The following is a 21,047-nucleotide window of genomic DNA, read 5'->3' as shown; positions in this document are numbered from 1 at the left end:
CAACATTGTATATATAGATATTCTCAACATTCTTCACCAAGATACAAATAATCTAGATCCACCCCCTTGTCTTCATGGCGTTGTATATTCTTTCTAGGGCTGTGACTACTGCTGCGTCTCTCATGGTCCAGCTCTTCTCCTTCTCCCACCTGGCGTATACTCTAGCCACGTTGTTGGACATTATGGCCTCAAGCCTCCTCCTAGTCTCCTCCTCGTCCCAAAACAGCCACTGCAAATTCTCCACCCACTCCAGATAAGACATAATCACGCCGCCCGCGTTAGCCAAGATATCCGGCACCACCACAACCCCCCTCTCATACAGCCTCCTCTCAGCCCCAGGGGTAGTGGGCCCATTAGCCCCCTCCACCACCAACCTAGCCCTAACCAACCCCACATTATCCTCCCTAACCACATTCTCAATAGCGGCAGGCACCAAGATGTCCACGTCTTGGTAGAGCGAGGCGTTGGAGTCAGCTATCTTCTCCCCCTCCAACGCCAGCACTGTGGCGCTTTTGTCCCTCTTCTTCTCCATGTAGACCTTGAGGATCTGCTCGCCCGGTATGCCCGCCTTGTTCACCACGGTGCCCCTCGTGTCTGAAATGGCCACGACTTTGGCGCCCATTTTCTCAAGCCAATAGGCCGCCCAAGCCCCCGTATTCCCGGCGCCGTGGACGGCGACGGTTTTTCCCTCTATTCCTCCCCATAGCCTCTTCGCGACTTCTCTTGCCGCTACTGCCACGCCGAAGCCTGTGGAGTATTCTCTGACTGGGTTTCCCCAGAGCTCGGGGGGCTTTGAGGTAAAGACTGCTGGGGCGTTTCTCCCCGCCAGCTTAGAGTACTCGTCTACCATCCAGGCCATTACCTGGGAGTCTGTGCCCACGTCTGGGGCTGGGATGTCCAACTGTTCGCCTATGAGAGGCGCCACAGCCCGCGCGTAGCCCCTAGCCAACTCCTCAAGCTCCCGCCTAGAGAGCCTCCGCGGGTCCACTCTCACAGCCCCCTTAGCCCCGCCGTAGGGCAGGCCCGCGAGGCTATTCTTAAGCGTCATAAGCATGGCAAGAGCAATATCATCAGCCAAAGTCACCTCCGGGTGAAAACGAATACCACCCTTAAAAGGACCAAGAGCGTCGTTGTGTTGAACACGGTAGCCCTCAAACACTTCGTAGCTGCCGTTGTCCATTTTCACAGGTATTGAGACTTGTATTATCCGCTTTGGCCTTGATAACAGTTTGTAAAAGTCCTCTGGGAATCCGCCCATTTCCACACCTCTCCTAATTACTTGCAAAGTATACTCAAGGAATTGCCCGTTTTGCGACATAATGGCGCATGTCTTGGATTCTTTATAATGATTCTACCTCGTGGTATACTTCGCCAATCTATATTCAAAGGATTGAAGCTATATACTTTCCCACTTCTTTTGTACTATACTTGCCGCCTATGTCTGGAGTTTTATAGCCGGCCTCTATAGATTTTTCTACGGCGGCTCTAATTGCCTCGGCGGCGTCTCTTCTGCCCAGCCACTCGAACATCATGGCCGCCGACAGTATAGTGGCTATGGGGTTCGCCACGCCCTTCCCCGCGATGTCGAAAGCAGCGCCGTGTACAGGCTCAAACATGGCCTTGTTGTCGCCTATGTTGCCGCTGGGGGCTAGGCCAATGCCGCCGGCCACCTGCGCCGCCAAGTCTGTCAAAATGTCGCCGTATTGATTAGTGGTGAGGACTACGTCGAAGCGGGAGGGGTTTCTCACGAGCTCCATCGCCGCGGCGTCGACGTACATCTGGTCCACCTCCAGCCCCCTGAGCTCCTCGAGGGCCACATCTCTGAAGAAGCCATCCACCACCCTCAACACATTGGCCTTGTGGACAATCGTTACCCTCCTCTTCCTAGCCTCGGCGTAGCGCCTAGCCACCCTCGCCACGCGCCTCGTCCCCTGCCCCGTGATGACCTTCAGTGCGATGGCCACGTCTCCCACCTTGTACTCGGCCCCCACATATACGTCTTCCACGTTCTCTCGCACAAAGACGCAGTCTATGGGCTTAACGGCGGGCACGCCGGGCAGATCTTTCACAGGCCTAATATTGGCGTAGAGGGTGTACCTCATCCTAATAAGCGACGTCACGTCGTACGCAGACTCCCCAATGGGGCCCTTGAAAATTACGTCGGCGGCGTCGGCCAGCTTCAAAGTCTCCGGCGGCATGGCCACGCCGTATTTACGCAAAGCCGCGTCCCCAGCCTCCGCGGTCTTCACCTCAAGCTCCACGCCGAACTTGGCCGCGGCGGCGTTTACCACGTACATGGCCGCCTCCACCACCTCCGGGCCTATGCCGTCCCCCGGTATGACCAACACCTTATACGGCATATGGGCGAGAAGAAGCCCGCATATAAGCATGAACAACCTCCCTCAATACCTCCTCGTCTATCCTCACCTTTCTAACGGCGAGCTCCTTCACCTGCTCCAAGACGTAGTTCACCAACTCGTCGTGAGGCTCTACGCCTATGTTCTTCAACGCCCACACAACGGCATGCCTCCCCGAGTGCTTCCCCAAGACAATCCTCCTCCTATTGCCGACCGCCTCCGGCGTCATTGGCTCGTATGTGAACGGGTTGTTCAAAACCCCGTGGACATGGATCCCGGCCTCGTGGCTAAAGGCGTTGTCCCCCACCACCGCCTTGTTGGGAGGCACAGGCACGCCGAACAGCCTTGACACAAGCCTAGACAACTCATACAACATCTCAAGTCTAACATTGGTCTTATAACCCAGCAAGAAGTGCAGAGCCGCAACCACCTCCTCCAAAGCCGCGTTGCCCGCCCTCTCCCCAAAGTTGTTCACCACCACCTGCGCCACGTCAGCGCCCGCCTCGATGGCCGTTATAGTGTTGGCCACGGCCATGCCGAAGTCGTCGTGGCAGTGCACGTGCATGGGGACCGGGGGCAACCTCTCCCTTAGGAACTTCACCAGAAACGCAATTCTGCTCGGCGTCATGACCCCCACCGTGTCGGGGACGTTTATCTCGTCAGCCCCAGCCTCAATGGCCGTCTTATACACCTCGACTAAGAAGTCCAAGTCGCTCCTAGTGGCGTCCTCCGCGCTGAAGAGAACTCTCACCCCGTGGGACTTGGCGTAGGGGATCACCTCCTCCACAGCCCTTATAACCTGCTCCCTTGTCATGCCCAACTTGTACTTCATGTGGACGTCGGACGTGGCTATAAACACGTGCACCACATCCACGTCGGCGGCCACAGCCGCATCTACGTCAGACTTAGTCATACGCGCGAGGCTCACCACCTCCGCCCTAGACACCTCCCTGGCGATCTGCCTAACGGCCGCCGCCTCCTCCTTCGACACAGCGGCGAAGCCGGCCTCAATCATGTCTACCCCCGCCTCGTCGAGGGCCAGGGCAATTTGCAACTTTTCCTCGGGCGTCAGGGCGACCCCAGGCATCTGCTCGCCATCTCTAAGAGTGGTGTCGAAGATTTTCACCACCCGAGCCCCGAAACCATAAGGCCCAGAACAAGGCTATATATAAACCTTTCCCACCCTCAAATATATATAGGGATGAACCCCCTCCTCCATGCTCATAAGAGGGAGGGCAATAGTCTACGGAGACAAGATAGACACAGACGTCATAATACCGGCCAAGTACCTCGTGTACACAGACCCCGCCATCTTGGGCCAACACGCCATGGAGCCCATAGACCCCGAGTTCCCCAAAAAGGCCAAGGGCGCCATACTTGTGGCGGGCAGAGCCTTTGGCATGGGCTCTTCGCGCGAGCAGGCAGCCATAGCGCTGAAAGGCGCCGGCGTCTTGGCAGTGGTTGCGGAGTCCTTCGCCCGCATATTCTACCGCAACGCGATAAACGTGGGCCTCCCCGTCCTCCAAGCGCCAGGCGTGAGGGCTAAAGTGAGAGAAGGCGACGAGCTCGAGGTAGACCTCACGGGGGGCGTCGTGAGGAATTTAACCACGGGCGAGGCAATACAGGGAAAGCCCCTAGCCGGCCTCCCCCTAGAAATCCTAAAGGCGGGCGGCCTATTGCAGTACCTCAAAAATAGGGCCTAGCGCGGAGGAGCTGGCGCCTACAACGCTGGCAGAAATACGGCGTTTTCCTATCAGTGTCATAGATGGAATTGCTGAAGTACATGACGCAACGGGGGTCGTCGCAGTGGCCTAAGCCGTAGAGATGCCCCGCCTCGTGGGTAATCTCCTTCGCCAGCCTCTCCTCAAACCTCGCGCCCCGGAGCCTCGCCGTGAAGACCACCGCAGTCATAAGCTCGGGCACAGCCAGGCCGAAGACAAAGTTGAGGCCGGGGTAGTAGCCGTCGCAGTCGAGGACAAACACAGTCGGCACGCCCCGCCCCTGCGCCAGCGCCTTAACCGCCACGTCCGCCCTACACTGGACCCTAAACGGGTCGAGAAAAGGCCGCGTATCTACGTCAAAGGTGAGCCACTCTACCTCAAACTCGGGGACCTCCACGCGGGGAACCCGGGGCTGGGAGAACACCCTAAGACGCACAGAGGAAAAGGAAGGGGTTTAAAAAAGAGTGGATTACCAGACGATGTACGGCACCTTGAACTCGTGCCTCTTGCCAGTCTTGCTGACCTTGGCCGGAGTGTCGAAATATGCCTGCGATGCGCCCAGCCAGCTCAAGAGAGGCCACTCTCCCAACGACGGGTCCAACATCTCGGCCACATTTGGCGTAATTCCATTAAACCTCCACTCATCTACGGCGAGGCCGTTGTAGTAGTCGGCGGGGCTCTTGGTAAACAGGATCTTCTTAACTAAGTCGGGCAAGTTCTTGACTGGGTTTACCGCGTCTTCTGGAATCTCCACGCGGTCTGGAAGCTCTTCCACAAACTTCGCCAACGGGCCCTTCAGCGCAAAGTAGGCGGGCTTCTTTACCACAGTGTCGGCCCACCTGCCCATTCCATACGGCACCACTATGACGCCGGGCGCCACCGTCGCCTCCACCACGGCTGGCGCCTCGAAGAAGCCCGCCGGCGTCTCAACCCGCACCACGTCGCCAGTCTCTATGCCCAACTTAGCCGCATCCACCGGGTTGATAAGCACGAAGTTCTCAGGCGCCACCTGCTTCACCCAGTAGTAGAACTGGCTACGGTGCTTAGTAAACAGCGGGCCTGTGTAGAATACGACCATAAACGGCCACTCGCTCGGCGGATATAGTTGCCTCAGCGGAGTTCCAGACAGCCACTTGTCCACTTTCTGGAAGGCGGGTCCTGCCGGCGCGTAGGTGGCAATGGGGAAGTACTTAGGCCCACCCCAGAACTTTTCGCCAGTTACGCTGTTCCTCGTCTTTGCAACGTCTTCGCTCCACAGATATAGTGTGCCTCTGCCGGGCACGCCCCTCTTAGAAATGCCCCTTTCGTCAAAGGAGTCATCGTACTTCGTAAATACTCCGCCGCGGGCTAGGCCGTAGGCCACGTACCTCCACTCATCAGACGGCAGGATGTCCTTAAAGCGGGCAATTGGGTAGTTGTCCTCCACGTATTTCACCTCTTCGTCTGGCACATTCTCCGGAATCAACTTGAGGTCCTTGGCGTGGAGTGCGGCGTTTGCGTATATCCGCATGATGTACTCCCAGGCACAGTGTAGCGAGAACCACTGCCCCTAGTACTTCTTCCCCTTTGCGCCCGGAATTGCCTTATCGCCGAAGCCCGGCATACCCAGCTTCTTAGCCACATCAATGAAGAACTCCCAGAAGCTGGCGTACCTCGGGTGGCCGTTGGGACAGTCGCCTATGCGTTGCGTCAACGGCATTATCACTGGCGAGCGCCAGCCCTCTGCGCGGACTACGCCGCCGCCAGTTGCATAGAGGTACTGTACGCCCATGGTGCCCGTCTCGAGATACGTCGTGTCGGGTACAATGTAGTCGGCGTACATCATGGTCTCGTTGATGGTGGTAGTTATGGCGATAAAGAGCGGCACCTTGGCCGGGTCTCTCAACACTTCCACAAATTTAACGCCGTAGTTTGCCGAAAGTACAGGATTCGCATAGAACATAATTAAGGCGCCTATCTTGTAGGGATAGCCCTCTGCAATGCCGGCGAAGATCTCTGTGTAGCTCTCCTCAGGCGTGTGCGGATACCACGGCCTCTTAGTGGGATACGCAGCCCTTACGGCCTCCTCGCCAGTCTTACCCTCCTTAAGGGCCTTCTTGACCCTCAGCCAGTACTCCAACGTATTCTCATAGGCATATCCATGTCTATCAATTGGCGGCCCCCACCTCACGGGCTCGCCAAAGCCAGAAGTTCCTGCGTCATAAACATAGTTATTATACGACGTAGTTGACGGGCGACCCAATATGCCGCCTTTTCTGTGGAAATTCCCTACTAAAGTATCTAACATCCTATAGGCCCAGACTATGTACTCTCCATTGGGGTGCATGCCGGCGCCTCTGTGGACAATCGTCGACGCCGCTGGTGCAGCATCGGCGAAGTCCTTAGCCATTTGTTCAACTACTTTGACGTAATCGGCAAACTCTGGCGTCCCCACAGCGTAGGGGCTAGCTATGGCAAGCCACTCCTCAAACGACTTGCCGAAGGCCTCGTCGCGCAGAATCATGAAGGCCGTCTTCACAGTGACAGTCTCGCCGTTGGGGAGCGTCACTTTACCCACGTAGTAGAGGTTGGCCTTGTCCACAGAGTCGTATGTGGCAAACTTCTCCCCAGTCCACACCACGGGCTTGTCGGAGTTTTCGATGCCTACGTCTCTGGCCTTTAGGAATTCGCCGAAGCGGCTACCCTCCGCTATCACTAGCCACGTGGCGTTGGTGTTAACGGGGTAGCCCAGCTTCTTCGCCGAGGCGGAGTTAGGTATAGACAGAAACTCCTCGTTGTAGCGCTTGTTTTCAATTATCCACCTAATTACGGCAAAGGCCAGCGCGGCGTCTTCGCCAGGCTTAACGGGCACCCACACGATGTTGTCTCTACACGTGGTTCTAGGCGCCACCGGGTTCACGTAGTACAACTTCAGCTCACCTTCGCACGCTCTCTCAATGATAAATCCTTGCCCAGTTGCGCCGGGGTGAAGTCTCCCCATAGACCACCCAGCGCCTATGATCACCTTCGCGCCCATGGCGTCTCCCTGTAAGTCAGTATAGCCAGCCCAGATTCTATTTGCCGTGTAGTATCCGAGCTGACATGCAGAGGTGTGCCTAGTCCAGTTTACACTGCCAAATGCGTATATCCAGCGTTGTGAAAAGTCGTCGGTGTTAGACTGGCCGCGACCCCTCAGGTACATCACTTGGTTAGCCTTTGTGCCTAAGTCGGGCCTATCTGGGTCAATTAACACGTCCTCGAGCTTCAGCCCCCTCTCGCCGAGGCGTTGCTGCCACTTGGCCTTAAACTCCTCAATGGCCTTAACCACGTCGTCGTACGTCGTCTTGGGATCCCTGGCGATGCTTAAGATGTTGTCCACGTCCTTCTTCATTTCGCTGAGTACGGCGTTGGGGTCAAACCCGGCCTCCCTCAACTTGCCGTAGACAAAGAACTCCTTTAGCCCAGGCAGTCTCTCCCCAGTCTCCTCTATTACGCCGCCGTTGACTACCTCGTCTATCAACTGCTCCCACGTGATCTCCTTCCACTTTCCGCTACCCCTCGGCCCCGCCCTCTTAAGCGGCTTTAACACTCTGTAGGGGTCGTACACGTAGTGGATGCCATCTACGCCCTTTGGACATAGCGTGCCGCTCCACTTCTCCAACGCCTCTTTCACGGGCGTGCTGTAGGGCAGTGGTTCGTACCTCTTCACTTGTTTGTCTACCGAGACAGCCCTGTTATACAAGTGGTACGGGTTGCCCTCAATTCTCTCGATCACCTCCACGCCGTTGTAGTTCACAATTCTAGCTCTGATGCCGCAGCGGACGTTGCAACCTAGACACACGGAGTGTACATATCTTACGTTTTTGCCGGCTTGTGAGTCAGGCCCGTAGGGCTGGCGCTTGGGGCTAATGATTTTATCTATCACTGGCCAGTATCCCCAGAGGAATACGCCGAGCGACGCCGCGGCGGCTAGGGCCTTTATATATGTCCGCCTATTCATAGCCTCTCAGCTCCAGGGGGAATATCATTGACAGCACTGCGAGTATGAACACTCCAAAGGCCACTATTGCGGCCATTATGGGAATTTCGGCTAATAGATGGCCGACGTCTACGGGCATTAAGCCGGCGCCCGTTTTTGACACAGACTGGGCGTTGAGGATAATATTCCACTTGTTTACGACGGCGCCTGCAAACCCGGTGATGGGCACTACCAGCGAAAGCGGCGTAAAACGCTGGGCGGCGGCGGAGAGGACGAAGGTCACTAGGAAGAGGGCCACGGCGTAGTAGATCCACTCCACTATGGGCTGAAGCGAGTTGTAGAAGAAAGACCCACCGAATTTGTTCCCCCATATGGCCACCTGCAACAACAGCAGAGCCGTAACCGCCATGGCCGCTGCCCCGTGGATTGAGAGGAGGGGAGACAGCACCTCCCGATCCGGTTTGCCCCACCTCACTGCCCAGTGTAACAGGATGGCGATGGCGGTGGCAGTCAGAAATACGTCTGCGAAATATATGGCGGGCAGGAGGGTCCAGTTGTTCCACACAAAGTTGCTCGTCTGCATTACAAACAGGGTGGCAGGGTACACAGCCCAGAAGGCCAGCGGTATGATGGTCACAAGCGCCAGCACCTTAAGCGCCTTGCCGACCGCGGCGTATCTGGCTTCTGAAGAAACTCCAAGCGACAGGACCCTGTAAAGCGGGTTCCTAGTGGCCAAGTACTTCTTGTACATGGGGTAGGAGAAGTAGAGGAGTGTAAACACGGCGGCGAGTAGGAAGGCTGTTGTCCACAGCACCGCGCCTTGTAGCGCGATAAGTGAAACGCCTGGGTTTGCCTCAGTGGGGGAGAGGTGTGGGTGGACGAACATCAGCGTGGCTCTGTCGGGGTTTCTCAAATCGGCCAAAGGCCCAAGCAACACTGTGGCGAAGAAGGATATGCCGGCTATTAACAGCATTGGAATAGCCTTCTTCAGTCTCCCCAACACATAGCCAACCATTGCGAGGATTAACAAGTCGGCGCCTGAGATTAGGAGCGAGTAGGCAAATACCGTGGGCAACCAAACCACAGGTTCCACAAACTCGTTGGGGTATAGGTAGCCGAATGGGTACGTCACGAATGGGTATGTCATAGCCCCGCCTCCGCTGGCAGGTCCTTGTAGAATATCATCGGCTCTGCGCCCGTCTGCACCTTGAGCCTCTGGACGCCGGCCTGCGTTGCAAGCTTAGAGACAGGGGACTCGGGGTCGTTTAAGTCGCCGAATACTCTAGCCCCCGTGGGACAAGTCTCCACACAGGCGGGGAGTTTGCCCTGGTAAATTCTGTGGGAGCAGAAGGTGCACTTGTCCACCACGCCCTTTATGGGGTTGTAAAACCTCGCCCCGTAGGGGCACGCCTGTATACAAGCGCCGCACCCAATACACAAGTCGTCGTTTACCAACACCAGCCCATCCTCCGTCTTATAAGTAGCTCCCGTTGGGCAGGGTTTTACACATGGGGCATTTTCACAGTGGTTGCACTGCTTTGGCACAAATATCACAGTGCCGCCCTTCGTGGCCCACCTCTCTATCCAAGTCCTAAATACGCCGATAGGGACGTTGTTCTCTGCGGCACACGCGGTCATACATGCATAACAGCCGTAGCACTTGCTGACGTCGATGAACATGGCCCACCTCCTCTTCTGCTGCGTCTCTGCCTTAGCCGCTGGGATAATCGCGACAAGCGCGGTGGCGGCCGCGGCCTTTAGAACCTCACGCCTAGAGACTTGGACAGACACGTGGTTAGAGTGTACAAGGGAGTATATAGCCCTTGCTATTATCCCTAATTATAGTTAATTAACCTTCAGAAGAGATGCATTCGGACACATTAGCCTCTATTAGGTTTGAGCTTGTAGATACGGTGTGCCGCGTGCATCCAAATCCGTCTAAGAGGCCTCTTAGAAATGAGGCAAATAAATGCGCCAATTTTCCGCTCCGCGGCGGCAACATTACTACTAAGGCGCCTCTCTGGAATTCCACCCTCCTGGCGGGGATCAAGCTCCTCAACATGTCCCCATTTTTCAAAAGCTCAGAAAGCTTAAGCTCCCTAGAAAGGGCGGCCCCCAAGTCTCTGCCATAGTCATAGAATTGTATAAGGTAGGCGTCTGCGTCCTTTAAAATCTCTGCCACTATGCCAAGCGGCATGTACACCATGTCGAACACCGGGGCCACCTTGTGCAACTTCACGAGGGGGATAACCTCGGCTGGCGTTTTGCCGTCTATTACAACCTCCGCGGCGAGATCAAGCGCCTCTGACGCCACTTTCAACAGGGAGAGCCCCCTCTCCCTCGCCAATTTCCCTATCTTTAGTGCAGCCTCTCTACATACAGTGATAGTAGTTTTGTCAGACATGGAGCCTCTTTTTGACCTCCTCTGCGTCGGCCTCTAAGATTTCAAGAAGCGCCTTCAGACTTGGGCACGCTTCTACGCCGTATTTTACCGTGGGTATTAAATGCGAGTTTAAAAACCTCAACTGGGCCTTAAGAGACTCCTGACTTTCGTCGCGCGCGAGTTGGGCCATGAAGGCGAGCATAGTCACCAAGTGGTCGGGCTCCTCCCGAGCCTCAAAGCCGTAGTTGTTGTAAAACTCCGCCAACGCCCGCGGCAGTAAGCTCCGTGTCACTGCGTCGTAGTCCTTCCGCAGTTTAGAAGCCTTAAGCTTTTTGATGTCGCAGTTGTCCAAGGTAAACAAGTTGCGCATTTTCCCGAGCAGATTTAACACCAGGGAGAGATATAGGCTAGCTCTCTCGTTCACAGAAATGGACGCGTACGTGTAAATATAGTTATTCGTTTCTATACACTAGGTACTGAGCCGCGGGGCACGCCTTGCTACAGAGCAGGCAGCCAATGCACTTCTCGGCATCTACTGCGAAGCTCCTCCCCGGCCCAGTCCGCCTCAGAGCCCCCGTGGGGCACCACTCTACGCACAAGTCGCAGTCTCCGCATATGGCAGACCTCACGAGGAGGCCCGCCGCGTGGAGCGCCAACTCTTCGCTGTCAGCCCTAATAAGCCACCTCTCCCCGTCCGAGGCCAGCTCCACCCTGCCACGCCTTCCCTCGACTCTGTAGCGGCCCTCCACTCTGCCGAGCATTTTCAAAAGCTCGCCGAGGGTGGCCTCGTTGGGCACCTCGTCCATCTCCACCACGAGCGCCTCCCCCTCCCTCCTCAGCCTCACGGGGAGCTCCGCCGACTTTGCGCCCTTCACGTAGCGGGCCAAGTCTCCCGGCACGGCGCCGCGCCACCTCCAGAGGCCGAACTCCACCTCCCGGGGGCCGAACTGCCTCCTAAGAGCCGCCTCCATGCGCTGGTACAGCTCTGGGTAGCGCTCTCTGACGGCCTCCAACTCTGCAAGCTCGTTGGCGGGGCACACCACGCAGCCGAGGCGGTCGAACCCGTGCTCGTAGGCGGGGTTGTAGGGGAGCTTGTGCAAAACTATGTAGAGCCACACCTCAAGCGCCGTCCAGTCTTGTAGGGGGGCCGCCACAAGGGACCCAGCCACCCACTTGCTGGGGGAGAGGCGGGGGAGCCTCGCCCTCTGAAACGACTCAGCCCCCCTCTGCCCCACCACGCTTATGTAGCCCTGGGGGAACCTCTCCTTCAGCGCGGCGGTGGTGGGAGCCAGCTTAATCACTTTGCAACACCAGCGGTAGTCCCGCGCCGGCGGCCCAAACTTCTCCATAGCCCTCCAAAACCGGTCCCCCGCGGCGCCTACGATGACCTCCACTCCGTACCTCTCCTGCACCGCCTTTAAGTTCTCGTAGGTCTCCCGCGGCTCTAGGCCGGTATCGTTGAAGTAGACGTAGAACTTGACCCCAGACCTCGCCGTGAGGTCGAGCGCCACTAGGCTGTCCTTCCCACCGGAGTACGACACCACCACCGGCTTGCCGTACTTCTCAGCCACCTCTCTTATGAAGCGGATGGCCTCCTCGGCCCTCCGCTCGATGTAGCCCCTATTCAGCTCCGCCGCCTCTGCCAGCGTCGATGGCCTGCCGGGGGGCAGAGGCGGCTTGGCGCGCCACGATTTTACAACGTGGAGGCGCCTCCCCCTAAACAGCTTAGCCACGCCGTGGAGGCGGCCGTCCCTCGTCGCCAAAGCCACATGCCTAAACTTCTCCTCGGGGAGGACCCCCTCCACCACTCTGTCTGGGTGTATGTCGTAGCCCACGGGCAACTCCTCCATGTCCACCACAGCCCACCACCCCCTCCTCTTCGCCAAAATTGTGGCCACTCCCTCGTAGAGGGGCCGGAACCGCCACCGCCTCTCCAACACGTCGTAGAACCTGTGCCCCACGAGGCGCCCCCTCACCACCACCTCGTCCGCCTGATCCGCGTACCCCGGTATCTTGTTGAACAAGACCACCTCGTTGTCTGGGACCAGCTCCTTGGCCAACTCCCAGTCGCCCAGCTCATACGCCAACGCTCCCCTAGTCACCTCAACGTCCTTGGGAAAGGCGGGCCTGGGATCTGCGGGGCTTGTGAGCCGCACTTCCACGTACTGGCCGCACCTCCCCGCCACCTCGCGCGGGTCCAGCGCTGGGAGATTAAGCTCATCACACCAGTAGAGCACGGCCTACCCCGTGTGGAATATAAAAAATCCTTCAGGGACTATTGCCCGTCTCGGGCGGCCCATATGCCAAGCGTTTTCTCCACAAGCGAGGATTATAACGTCGCCACGACCTTTTCACATGTCTAGCGGTGAATAAGCTCTCTGATGCGCCTATATAAGCGTAGAGTGGTTGTATTATGGCTCTGAATCCGTAGAAAGCTTTATATAGGGGGGCTCTCCGGGTGGTATGCCGGGGAAAGACACCCAAAGATCCTCGACTCAACACTGAGAGAGGGCGAGCAGACGCCCGGCGTGGTGTTCTCAGAGGAGTGGCGCGTTAGAATTGCCAAGGCTCTCTCGGACATCGGAGTCGCCATGGTGGAGGTGGGAGACCCAAACGTGGCCCCCGACATAAAGTCGGCCATTAAGAAGATTGTGGCCTTGAAGAAGGATGGGGAAATCGCCAGCGAAATCGTCGTCCACAGCCGCGCCGTTAGGCAGGACATTGAAAACGCGGCGTCGCTTGAGCCGGATAGAATAGCCGTCTTCTACGGCGTAAGCGACATCCACCTGAGGCATAAGCACAGGAAGAGCAGAGAGGAGGCGCTCCAAGTAATCGCCGAGATGGTGTCCATGGCCAAGTCCCACGGCGTGAAGGTGCGCTTCACGGCGGAGGACGCCTCCCGCGCCGACTTGGACTACTTAATCCAGGTGGTCAAGACAGCCCGCGACGCTGGAGCCGACAGGGTAAGCATAGCAGACACAGTGGGGGTCTTTACCCCAGACAGGGCGAGGGAGGTCTTCTCAAAGGTAAAGGCCGCTGTGCCAGACGTGGGGCTGGACATACACGCCCACAACGACTTCGGCATGGCAGTGGCCAACAGCCTGGCGGCGGTGGAGGGGGGCGCAGACGTGGTACATACTACCGTAAACGGCCTGGGCGAGAGGGCGGGCATAACCCCCCTGCAGGCCTTCGCCGCCGCCTACTACTACCACAAGGGGGCCAAGCTGGTGAAGCTGGAGAAGCTACCAGAGATAACGGCCATGGTGGAGGTGGCCAGCGGCATCACGGTAATGCCCACCTTCCCCATCGTGGGCGAAAACGTCTTCACCCACAAGGCCGGGGTGCACCAAGCCGGCGTCTTGGCCAACCCCGAGACATATGAGCCAATACCCCCCGAGGTGGTGGGCCGCACCAGGGACTTCTCCCTCGACAAGTACAGCGGGCGGAAGGCCATACAGCACAGGCTTGAGAGAATGGGGATATCAGTGCCCCCCGAGGTGTTAGACAAGGTGGTGGAGGAGGTCAAGCGGACAAACGCCAGGCGGCTTAGAGACGAGGACCTCTTAGAAATCCTGGAGAAAGTGACAAACGCGGTTTATAAAGCCAGGGTGAACAAGCACATAGAGGCCTACGTGTGGCTTAAGGTGGCTAACAACGTCTACACAACCTCAGTGGCCAGGAGAGTGGCCGCCATAAGAAACGTGGTGGCGGTCTCGGAGGTGACTGGCGAGTACGACATAGTGGCCAAAGTCGTCGCAGATAACACAGAGGAGCTAAACGCCACGATAGAGAGCATAAGAGAGGTGAAGGGCGTAGTATCCACGCTCACGAGCCTAGTCCTCAAGGAGATACCGGTCTCTAACGGCCGTGCCTAGGCCCTCTTGTTGAGCAGATATGCAAAAACGGCTTTTGCCGTGTGCATCCTATTCTCTGCCTGGTCCCACACAGCCGACTGCGGCCCGTCTATCACCTCGTCGGTGACCTCCTCCCCCCTGTGGGCGGGGAGGCAGTGGAGAAAGACGGCCCTTTTCCCCGCTATGTCCATAACCCTCTGGTTCACCTGGTAGGGCTTGAGGAGGCGTCTCCTCTCCTCTGCCTCTTTTTCAAAGCCCATGGAGACCCACACGTCTGTGTAAACCCCATCCACCCCCGCAACCTCGTTCATTGAGTCTGTGAAGTAGATCTGGCCCCCTGTCTTCGCCAAGTCCTCGGCCAGCTCCTCCACCAGCTTCTGGTTCCACAGAGGCTTGGGGCCTACGAGCCTCACCTCCCAGCCCAGCTTCGCCCCCACCACTGCGAGGCTAGTGGCCACGTTGTTTGACACGTCGCCCACAAAGGCCACCTTAAGCCCGTGGAGTCTGCCCGAGCGCTCCCAGAGAGTGAGAGCGTCGGCTAGGGCCTGGAGGGGGTGGTGTCTGTCCGAGAGGGCGTTTATCACGGGAATAGAGCTGTAGCGCGCCATCTCCTCCAAGGTCTCGTGCTTGTACACCCTCGCCGCCACGGCCGCGGCATACCTCGACACAACCCTCATAGTATCGGCGATGGTCTCCCCCCGCCCGATCTGTAGCTCCCCAGGCGCCGTGTACACCGCCTGCATCCCCAGCTGAGCAGCGGCGGCGGTAAGCGAGAGGCGGGTCCTAGTACTCGGCTTTTCGAAGTATAGCATCACAATCCGCCCGGGGAAGAGGGGTGTGTACACCTCTCCAGCCATGTACCTAGCCTTGAAGTCCCTGGAAATCCTTAGGAGGTCCTCCACCTCGTGCGGCTTAAACTCCATTAATGTGAGTAGGTGTTTCATAGGGCGGTCGAAATAGTTCCTTATAAATTTTGGAGGCAAGGTGCGCTTCCGCCCGCTTTAGGTCTAACAGCTCTGGGTCTACGTTGGTGAGTCCGATGTAGACGTGCCGTCTTTGTTTTATTTCGCTTCTACCCTCCTCTCCGTTCCTATCTCGCGGTAGGTGGCATTGATGGCCCTGGCGATTATGAGGACAGCCTCGCCGTAGATCATTACTCGTCCGCCGCTCTCCAAGCCTTCTCTGTCTTTATGGCAAAGTAGCAGTAAACGCCTTCGGCGCGGAAGACGTGCAGTCCTAAAGGTACTGGCGTGGGTCTGTGATGCGGCCTGTCAACGCGGTGGCCGCCGCCACGGCTGGGTTCGCCAAATAGACCTTTGAGTCTGGGTGCCCCACGCGCCCCTTGAAGTTCCTGTTGCTCGTCGTGAGGACTACCTCGCCTGGCCCAGCCACGCCGAAGTGTCCCCCGAGGCAGGGCCCGCAGGTGCCGTATGTGACAACACAACCCGCCTTGGTCAAGACGTCTACGTAGCCGAGCTCCATGGCCCTCCTAAACACGTCGTAGCTGGCGGGGATGGCTATGCACCTCGCCTTCACTCTCCCGTGCCTTAGGATCTTGGCCGCCACCTCTATGTCGCTGAGGCGGCCGTTGGTGCAGCTTCCAATGAAGACTTGGTCCACCTCGATGCCCTCCACCTCTGCCACGGCTTTTACGTTGTCTACGCTGTGGGGCGCCGCCACGAGGGGCTCCAGCCTCCCGAGCTCCACCGTGTACTCGTCCGCGTATTTGCCGCCGCCGAGGGCGGGGGGCTTGTAGCTTACGCCCCTGGCCTCATGTAGATAGGCCACAGTGACCTCGTCGGGGATGAACACGAGGGCGTCTGCGCCCATCTCCGTGGACATGTTGGCCACGGTGGCTCTGTCGTCCATGGGGAAGGCCTTGGGCTTCTCCACGGTGACCTCCACGGAGTAGCCGTTGAAGCCCTCTGCGCCGAAGGCGCCGAGGAGGTGGAGCGCCACGTCTTTGCCCATCACGCCCTTGGGAAACTCGCCGACGACCCTTACCGCAAACGGCGTGGGGACCACCAGCCAAGTCTTGCCCAGCTTCAACGCAGCGGCGATGTCGGTGGCCCCCAGGCCCTGGGCGAAGGCCCCCACGGCGCCGGCGGTGTTGGTGTGAGAGTCGGCGGCGAATATGACCTGCTCAGGCATGGCGTACTTCTCCAGTATGATCTGGTGCAAAATCCCCCCGCCGACGTCGTAGAAGTGGGGGAGGCCCAGCGCCTTCACGTGCCTACGTATGTAGACCTGAAGTTCCGCAGCCCTCTGCGTCGGCGGAGGCGCCAAGTGGTCAAACGCCACGACGACGCGCCCTCTGTCAAACACCTCGACCTTCCCCATCTGCTCCAACACCTCGAGGACGTGGTACCCAGTCAAGTCGTGGAACCCCACCAAGTCTGGCACCACCTCCACCACGTCCCCCGGCGACGGGGCCTTCCCCAGCTTTTTATAGAATATATACTCGGTCCACGTAGGCATAGAAAAGGAGTGAACGGTATATTTAACAATACCCGCCTATGCCAGCCCGCGGGCCCGGCGAGGCCAACAAGAAACTCAGAAGGTAGGCTTTAGGCCTACCTCCTTGTGGCAGGCTCCGCCCTTACTGTTACGTACGGCACCTGTGAGAGGATGGATATGACCTTCTCCACGTTGTCCTTGTGCACTAGGGCTAGGACAAGGGACTTCTCTACCTCGAAGGGCAGGGCGCATGCATCTACCACGTAGTGGCCAAACCAGCTCTCGCCCACCCTAGTCACGTTGACGGGCACTGGCTTGGGCAACTTAATTGGCACAATGGTCCTGTTCTCTGGGAACACTTGGACCCTCACCGTAGTATCGCCCGCCACCATTATGGGCGGAGGCCACGGGCCGTAGTAAGTGCCGTTGCAGAACGGGATGGCATAGGCAAACCAGAAGATGGGCAAATCTAACTTATACCATACTATTTCATTGCCTAGTGGTATATCAACGTGGCGTGAGACGTTGGCTATCCACCATAATACGTCTTCTAAATCCTCACTCACGTAGGTCATGTTAGGCTTGCCGCCCTTGATAATCTCGGCTCTGTAAGATTTGCCCACCTTCTTCACAACCGTTTCTACGTCTGGCACTGGCTTGTCGCCTACTTTAAGGAATGTGCCGTGTAGCCCCCGGGATGACACATCTTTCTCGATGGCTTCCCTAGAGCTTCCCACGGCTATGCCAACGTCGCCTGCCCAGGAGGCCCATATTGTGTAGTTCTTTATCTTCTCAAGGGCGGCGAGGAGCTCAGCTCTAGAGAAGGGCGGGGCGTGTGCGATGACTAAGTACACGTCCGATTCGGGGCTCCCCTGTGCCATGAGCACGGTAAACGTCAGCGCCACGGCGAATAGCACAAGGCCTATGCCTATGCGCACCAGGGCCATTGTAAGCGTTGAGGCGCGACTTTATATGCTTTGGGCTACCACCCCATCAGTTCGTCGTAGATCTGTGCCACTCTCTTCTGCACCTTGCGGGAGACTCCCGCGCTCTTCGCCGTGTTTATTACCTCGTTGGCGATTTTCAGCTGTAGGTCTAGCTCTCCAGCGAACTGGGGGGCTGTCCTCACGGTGGCTCTGCCCTCCCACTGTATGAGGTGGAGCATTTGGAGAACCTCGGCGTAGTTGATTATGCCCACGGGGTCGAATGGGGGTAGCCGGGGCCCCCGCTCGCCGCGTCTGTTCGAGAGGTATATCTCCCGTATGTACCCGCTCAGCGCTATGATCGTCGTGTATATCTCCTTCAGCCCCTTGGCCTTGACTGGGTCGTACACTAGCCTAGCCGCGGTGGGCCTAATGGCCTTGGCCACGGCGTCTACGTCTCTAATGCGTGCCAGAGGCCCCTCGCCGTATATCCAGTTCACCTCCACGCCGTATTCCACGGCTACGTCGTAGAGCTCGGCCACTCCCTCGACGGTGGGCGGGGGCGCTACTACAAGCCTCTTGACGTCGAGGGCATCGGCCAGCATGATGTACCACTCAAATTTGTCCACGGCGTCTCGGGGGAGGACAAGCGCCTCGGGGGAAACGTCGCCGAGCTCCAGCGCCGTGGTTATAGGAGAGCGGGAGGTGTCGAGGGGCCCCACCTCGACCACGTAGGGAATCCCCAGCGACGCGGCTACGTCCAGCACCTGCCGCCACTTTCCCCGCCTCTTGAGGTAGAGCTGGAACTGCACAATTACACCCACTATATTTAGATTAAGCCCAAGGCCGCCTCAGCCGCCGCCACGGCGCGGCACACCGCCTGCGCTGCGTCCAGAGAGACGTTGCCAATTTTATACACGGCCTCGGCCCCCTCCAAGATCCACTTGTTCTCGAAGTCGCCGTGGGGGAAGCCCCCCACTACGACCACGGCGTCGGCCACAGCCCTTCCCAGCTCCGCGAAGGAAACAGCCCTGCCTTGCTCGTGCAGTGCGACCCACTTGCCCCCCAGCTCTTCCAAGAGGGCGGCCAAGGATCCCCGCCTCGCCTCCATCAGCGCCTCCCCCTCGGGGGGCACTCTGCCCACCTTGAAGAGCTGCTCCATTAGAGAGACAAAGTTGTTGTAGTTCTTGGGCACCCTGGTCTCCGGCTTGACGGAGATTATGTAGTCGCCCACAGTGTGTACAAACGCCCGCCCCCTCCCCGCCCTGTTCAAGAGGCTGTACTGAAACGCCAGAAGCACTTGGTGAACAATGTCGGGCCTGCCCCTCCTCTCCGCCTTGTCCAACTTGGCCATGGCCACGTGGTGTCTAGCCCGGTCCAGCAGTATTTCGCCCGGCTTCTTCCCCCTCCTCCTGGCGTCAGCCACTATGGCTGGGTGCCGCCACAAGCTCTCTGGCACTAGCTCCAGCGCGGCCTCGGCCAAGACGAGGATCACTGGAAGAAGCCTCTTTCGAGCTCTTCTAAGTCTCTTAAGATGGCCTCCACCGCCCTCTTGACGGCGTCTAGGGGGTTGCCCCGCCTCACCTTGACCTTAAAGGTGACGTTTTCCTGAAGGGGGTGGTCTACGTCGAATTGGACGTACTCGACGTCGGGGTCTTTTGACAGATATTCGACGAGCGGCGAGAATAGGGTGTAGGTCTCGCCCTTGGCCTTGAACTCCAGGTAGGACTCGTCTAGTCTAACTATGTCTATGCTTATCACGGCGCCTTTTTCTCAACAATTTTTAAAATTGCCTCTCTAGCCTCCTCCAGAGGCTTTCTTAGGCTGATAAGCTCGCCTCTGTTCAATACGCCCGCCTTGGCTAACTCCTCCACGGCCTCCTCCAGCCCCTTGCCCGTGGCGTAGGCGTACGCCACTACTACCCGCTTTGCGTGAGGAGTTATCCTCAGCCCCTCGGCCTCTAGGTACATCTTTGAGAGAGCCTCCGCCGTCTTCAACACCTCTTCGTACTCCGCCGTTGTCTCCAGTGCAGAGCCTTTCACGGCCGAGGGGTAGCCCCTCAGCGTTAACGCGTCGGCGATTACGTCGGGGGGTATGGGCCTGGCGAGCTCCACGTCTCTGAAGAGGACTAGGAGGGGCACTCGTCTCCGCTCTCTCCCCCGGCGCGCCAGGCCGGCCAGGCTTTTCACGAGGGCCGCGGCTTCCTCGAGCTTCTTCTCGTCGCCCTGCAGTTGTACGTAGACGTGTGTAAGCCGGACGTCCACGAGGTATTCAACGTCGAGGTGCCGCTCTAGGAAGGCGAGGAACTTCTCCACCTCCCCTCTGTCGTGGAATTTAAAGGACAGGCCGATGTACACGGCGCATGTTGAAGGCAGTTTAAAAAAATATATACTGAGGAGCTTTGCCCCACGTGAAGAAGGTAGTTACGCCAGGAGAGACTGTGGCTTATGCGGAGGAGTTTGAGGTTAGGGGAGCGGCCTACCTCAACAGCTACAAGTACATGGCCTCGGCCACGGGCACGGCGGCCTACGACCCCAAGGCGCACCTAGCCGTGGTGAAGCCCTTCCGCGAACCCCCCATTCCGCCCCCCGGCACAGTGGTGTATTGCGTAGTGTTGGGCAAGGGGCGCCGGGCGTACCAGCTCAAGTGCTTCGCGGTAGAGGGGGAGCGGGGCCCCGTGGACATGAAGTACCAAATCACTGGAGTCTTGCCCAACTTCTTCGCCGACGGGGAATTCGGCATAGGCGACTACATAAGGGCAAAGGTGGTCTCCACCTACGGCCCGCCTCTCGTCGTCTCCACGAGGGGGGCCACATACGGCGTAGTGCTCTCCAGGTGCCCCAAATGCGGCTCTCTGTTGAAGAGGAGGGGAAACACTCTTTACTGCCCCAACTGCGGCGCCGAGGTCAAGAGGAAGATCGCCGTGGGGTATTACACCGCGTAGCTTAAATACACGCCCAGGTTTTTAGACGTGGAGTCTGTCTTAAAGGAGATTGAGAAGTACTGGCCACACTTCCTCGAGAGCGACTTGGCGAAGGGCTACAGGAGCGAGGTGGAGAAATTCCGCGCGTGGCTCAAGACCGTGGGCATCCGCCTCTTCTCGCTCCGCGCAAGAGAGGCCGCAGAGCGCGGAAACCCAGTGGCGCGCGACTACCCAGAGGAGTACATAAAGGGCCTCGTGAGGAGGGGCGGGGCGAGAGTCCTCGTAAACCTCTTCGCCGCGTACCTAGTCCAGGCAAAAGTGGTATCCCAGTACTACCTCATTAAGAACAAGTACGTCGCCGGCGGCGAGTCTATAGCCACCTGGATCCGCCTACTGAAAAAAGAAAAGTAAAAAACACGTAGGCAGTAGGGGTCGGTGATGTGGGTTTTAAGTACTGACTAGTGATGTAGA

Annotated in this window: 22 protein-coding genes; 4 read left to right on the top strand and 18 right to left on the bottom strand. The window is 58.0% G+C overall.

Going from position 1 to position 21,047, the window contains the following annotated elements; genetic code table 11:
• Positions 1–52 precede the first annotated feature (52 nt).
• The 3 genes from PCAL_RS08505 to PCAL_RS08495 form a co-directional block, all read right to left on the bottom strand.
• Entirely contained in the window at positions 53–1,318 is a 1,266-nt protein-coding gene (locus tag PCAL_RS08505) for a Glu/Leu/Phe/Val family dehydrogenase (RefSeq protein WP_011850281.1), read from the bottom strand.
• A gap of 64 nt (positions 1,319–1,382) precedes the next feature.
• On the bottom strand, positions 1,383–2,360 hold the full coding sequence (locus PCAL_RS08500; protein ID WP_011850280.1) for an isocitrate/isopropylmalate dehydrogenase family protein: 978 nt from the start codon (positions 2,358–2,360) through the stop codon (positions 1,383–1,385).
• Positions 2,350–3,486, bottom strand: coding sequence for a homocitrate synthase family protein (locus PCAL_RS08495; RefSeq protein ID WP_011850279.1), 1,137 nt, complete (start codon positions 3,484–3,486; stop codon positions 2,350–2,352). Before PCAL_RS08495 ends, PCAL_RS08500 begins: the two co-directional genes overlap by 11 nt.
• An 88-nt stretch (positions 3,487–3,574) precedes the next feature.
• On the opposite strand from PCAL_RS08495, the gene PCAL_RS08490 reads away from it, so the two are divergent.
• Complete coding sequence (locus PCAL_RS08490) at positions 3,575–4,060, top strand: 3-isopropylmalate dehydratase small subunit (RefSeq protein ID WP_011850278.1); 486 nt, start codon at positions 3,575–3,577, stop codon at positions 4,058–4,060.
• Here PCAL_RS08490 and PCAL_RS08485 read toward each other — a convergent pair.
• Genes PCAL_RS08485 through PCAL_RS08455 form a run of 8 tightly spaced genes read right to left on the bottom strand, consistent with a single transcriptional unit; the run spans position 4,044 to position 12,656 of the window.
• On the bottom strand, positions 4,044–4,514 hold the full coding sequence (locus PCAL_RS08485; RefSeq protein ID WP_011850277.1) for an archaemetzincin family Zn-dependent metalloprotease: 471 nt from the start codon (positions 4,512–4,514) through the stop codon (positions 4,044–4,046). The genes PCAL_RS08490 and PCAL_RS08485 overlap by 17 nt on opposite strands.
• Before the next feature lie 33 nt (positions 4,515–4,547).
• Positions 4,548–5,588 (bottom strand): molybdopterin dinucleotide binding domain-containing protein, encoded by a 1,041-nt coding sequence (locus tag PCAL_RS11620; RefSeq protein ID WP_226951943.1) that lies wholly within the window; start codon positions 5,586–5,588, stop codon positions 4,548–4,550.
• A 39-nt stretch (positions 5,589–5,627) separates the two neighbouring features.
• Entirely contained in the window at positions 5,628–8,057 is a 2,430-nt protein-coding gene (locus PCAL_RS08480) for a molybdopterin-dependent oxidoreductase (RefSeq protein WP_226951942.1), read from the bottom strand.
• A complete protein-coding gene (locus PCAL_RS08475) occupies positions 8,050–9,183 on the bottom strand; it encodes a hypothetical protein (protein ID WP_011850276.1) in 1,134 nt (377 codons plus the stop codon). The genes PCAL_RS08480 and PCAL_RS08475 overlap by 8 nt, the downstream gene beginning before the upstream one ends.
• Positions 9,180–9,827, bottom strand: a complete 648-nt coding sequence (locus tag PCAL_RS08470) for a 4Fe-4S dicluster domain-containing protein (protein WP_011850275.1) — start codon at positions 9,825–9,827, stop codon at positions 9,180–9,182. The genes PCAL_RS08475 and PCAL_RS08470 overlap by 4 nt, the downstream gene beginning before the upstream one ends.
• A 58-nt stretch (positions 9,828–9,885) precedes the next feature.
• Positions 9,886–10,440, bottom strand: a complete 555-nt coding sequence (locus tag PCAL_RS08465) for a hypothetical protein (protein WP_011850274.1) — start codon at positions 10,438–10,440, stop codon at positions 9,886–9,888.
• Positions 10,433–10,843 (bottom strand): molecular chaperone TorD family protein, encoded by a 411-nt coding sequence (locus PCAL_RS08460; protein ID WP_011850273.1) that lies wholly within the window; start codon positions 10,841–10,843, stop codon positions 10,433–10,435. Before PCAL_RS08460 ends, PCAL_RS08465 begins: the two co-directional genes overlap by 8 nt.
• 28 nt (positions 10,844–10,871) lie before the next feature.
• A complete protein-coding gene (locus PCAL_RS08455) occupies positions 10,872–12,656 on the bottom strand; it encodes a phosphoadenosine phosphosulfate reductase domain-containing protein (protein WP_011850272.1) in 1,785 nt (594 codons plus the stop codon).
• 249 nt (positions 12,657–12,905) lie between these two features.
• Between PCAL_RS08455 and lysS the strand changes: the two genes are divergently transcribed.
• Positions 12,906–14,294: a homocitrate synthase gene (lysS, locus tag PCAL_RS08450; RefSeq protein WP_226952007.1), complete on the top strand. Its 1,389-nt coding sequence runs from the start codon at positions 12,906–12,908 to the stop codon at positions 14,292–14,294.
• On the opposite strand, the gene argF is transcribed toward lysS, so the two are convergent.
• From argF to PCAL_RS08415, 7 genes are all read right to left on the bottom strand, one after another.
• Positions 14,291–15,217, bottom strand: a complete 927-nt coding sequence (gene argF / locus PCAL_RS08445) for an ornithine carbamoyltransferase (RefSeq protein ID WP_011850270.1) — start codon at positions 15,215–15,217, stop codon at positions 14,291–14,293. The genes lysS and argF overlap by 4 nt on opposite strands.
• Before the next feature lie 292 nt (positions 15,218–15,509).
• The gene (locus PCAL_RS08440) at positions 15,510–16,751 is read right to left on the bottom strand and encodes a 3-isopropylmalate dehydratase large subunit (protein WP_011850269.1); all 1,242 of its coding nucleotides are present in this window, start codon (positions 16,749–16,751) and stop codon (positions 15,510–15,512) included.
• 95 nt (positions 16,752–16,846) lie between these two features.
• The gene (locus PCAL_RS08435; RefSeq protein ID WP_011850268.1) at positions 16,847–17,677 is read right to left on the bottom strand and encodes a hypothetical protein; all 831 of its coding nucleotides are present in this window, start codon (positions 17,675–17,677) and stop codon (positions 16,847–16,849) included.
• A gap of 35 nt (positions 17,678–17,712) precedes the next feature.
• Positions 17,713–18,477, bottom strand: coding sequence for an apurinic/apyrimidinic endonuclease family protein (locus PCAL_RS08430; protein ID WP_011850267.1), 765 nt, complete (start codon positions 18,475–18,477; stop codon positions 17,713–17,715).
• 5 nt (positions 18,478–18,482) lie between these two features.
• A complete protein-coding gene (locus tag PCAL_RS08425) occupies positions 18,483–19,148 on the bottom strand; it encodes a ribosome biogenesis protein (protein WP_011850266.1) in 666 nt (221 codons plus the stop codon).
• On the bottom strand, positions 19,145–19,414 hold the full coding sequence (locus PCAL_RS08420; protein WP_011850265.1) for a DNA-directed RNA polymerase subunit L: 270 nt from the start codon (positions 19,412–19,414) through the stop codon (positions 19,145–19,147). Before PCAL_RS08420 ends, PCAL_RS08425 begins: the two co-directional genes overlap by 4 nt.
• Complete coding sequence (locus tag PCAL_RS08415) at positions 19,411–20,010, bottom strand: DUF2067 family protein (protein ID WP_011850264.1); 600 nt, start codon at positions 20,008–20,010, stop codon at positions 19,411–19,413. The genes PCAL_RS08420 and PCAL_RS08415 overlap by 4 nt, the downstream gene beginning before the upstream one ends.
• A gap of 53 nt (positions 20,011–20,063) precedes the next feature.
• Between PCAL_RS08415 and PCAL_RS08410 the strand changes: the two genes are divergently transcribed.
• Positions 20,064–20,597 carry an exosome complex RNA-binding protein Csl4 gene (locus PCAL_RS08410; RefSeq protein ID WP_011850263.1) on the top strand — a complete coding sequence of 178 codons (534 nt, stop codon included), beginning with the start codon at positions 20,064–20,066 and terminating at the stop codon, positions 20,595–20,597.
• A 27-nt stretch (positions 20,598–20,624) separates the two neighbouring features.
• The gene (locus PCAL_RS08405) at positions 20,625–20,987 is read left to right on the top strand and encodes a hypothetical protein (RefSeq protein ID WP_011850262.1); all 363 of its coding nucleotides are present in this window, start codon (positions 20,625–20,627) and stop codon (positions 20,985–20,987) included.
• The last annotated feature ends 60 nt before the right edge of the window (positions 20,988–21,047 follow it).

This window comes from Pyrobaculum calidifontis JCM 11548 (assembly GCF_000015805.1).
Lineage (GTDB): Archaea > Thermoproteota > Thermoprotei > Thermoproteales > Thermoproteaceae > Pyrobaculum > Pyrobaculum calidifontis.
This window is presented reverse-complemented; position numbering and strand designations above follow the sequence as displayed.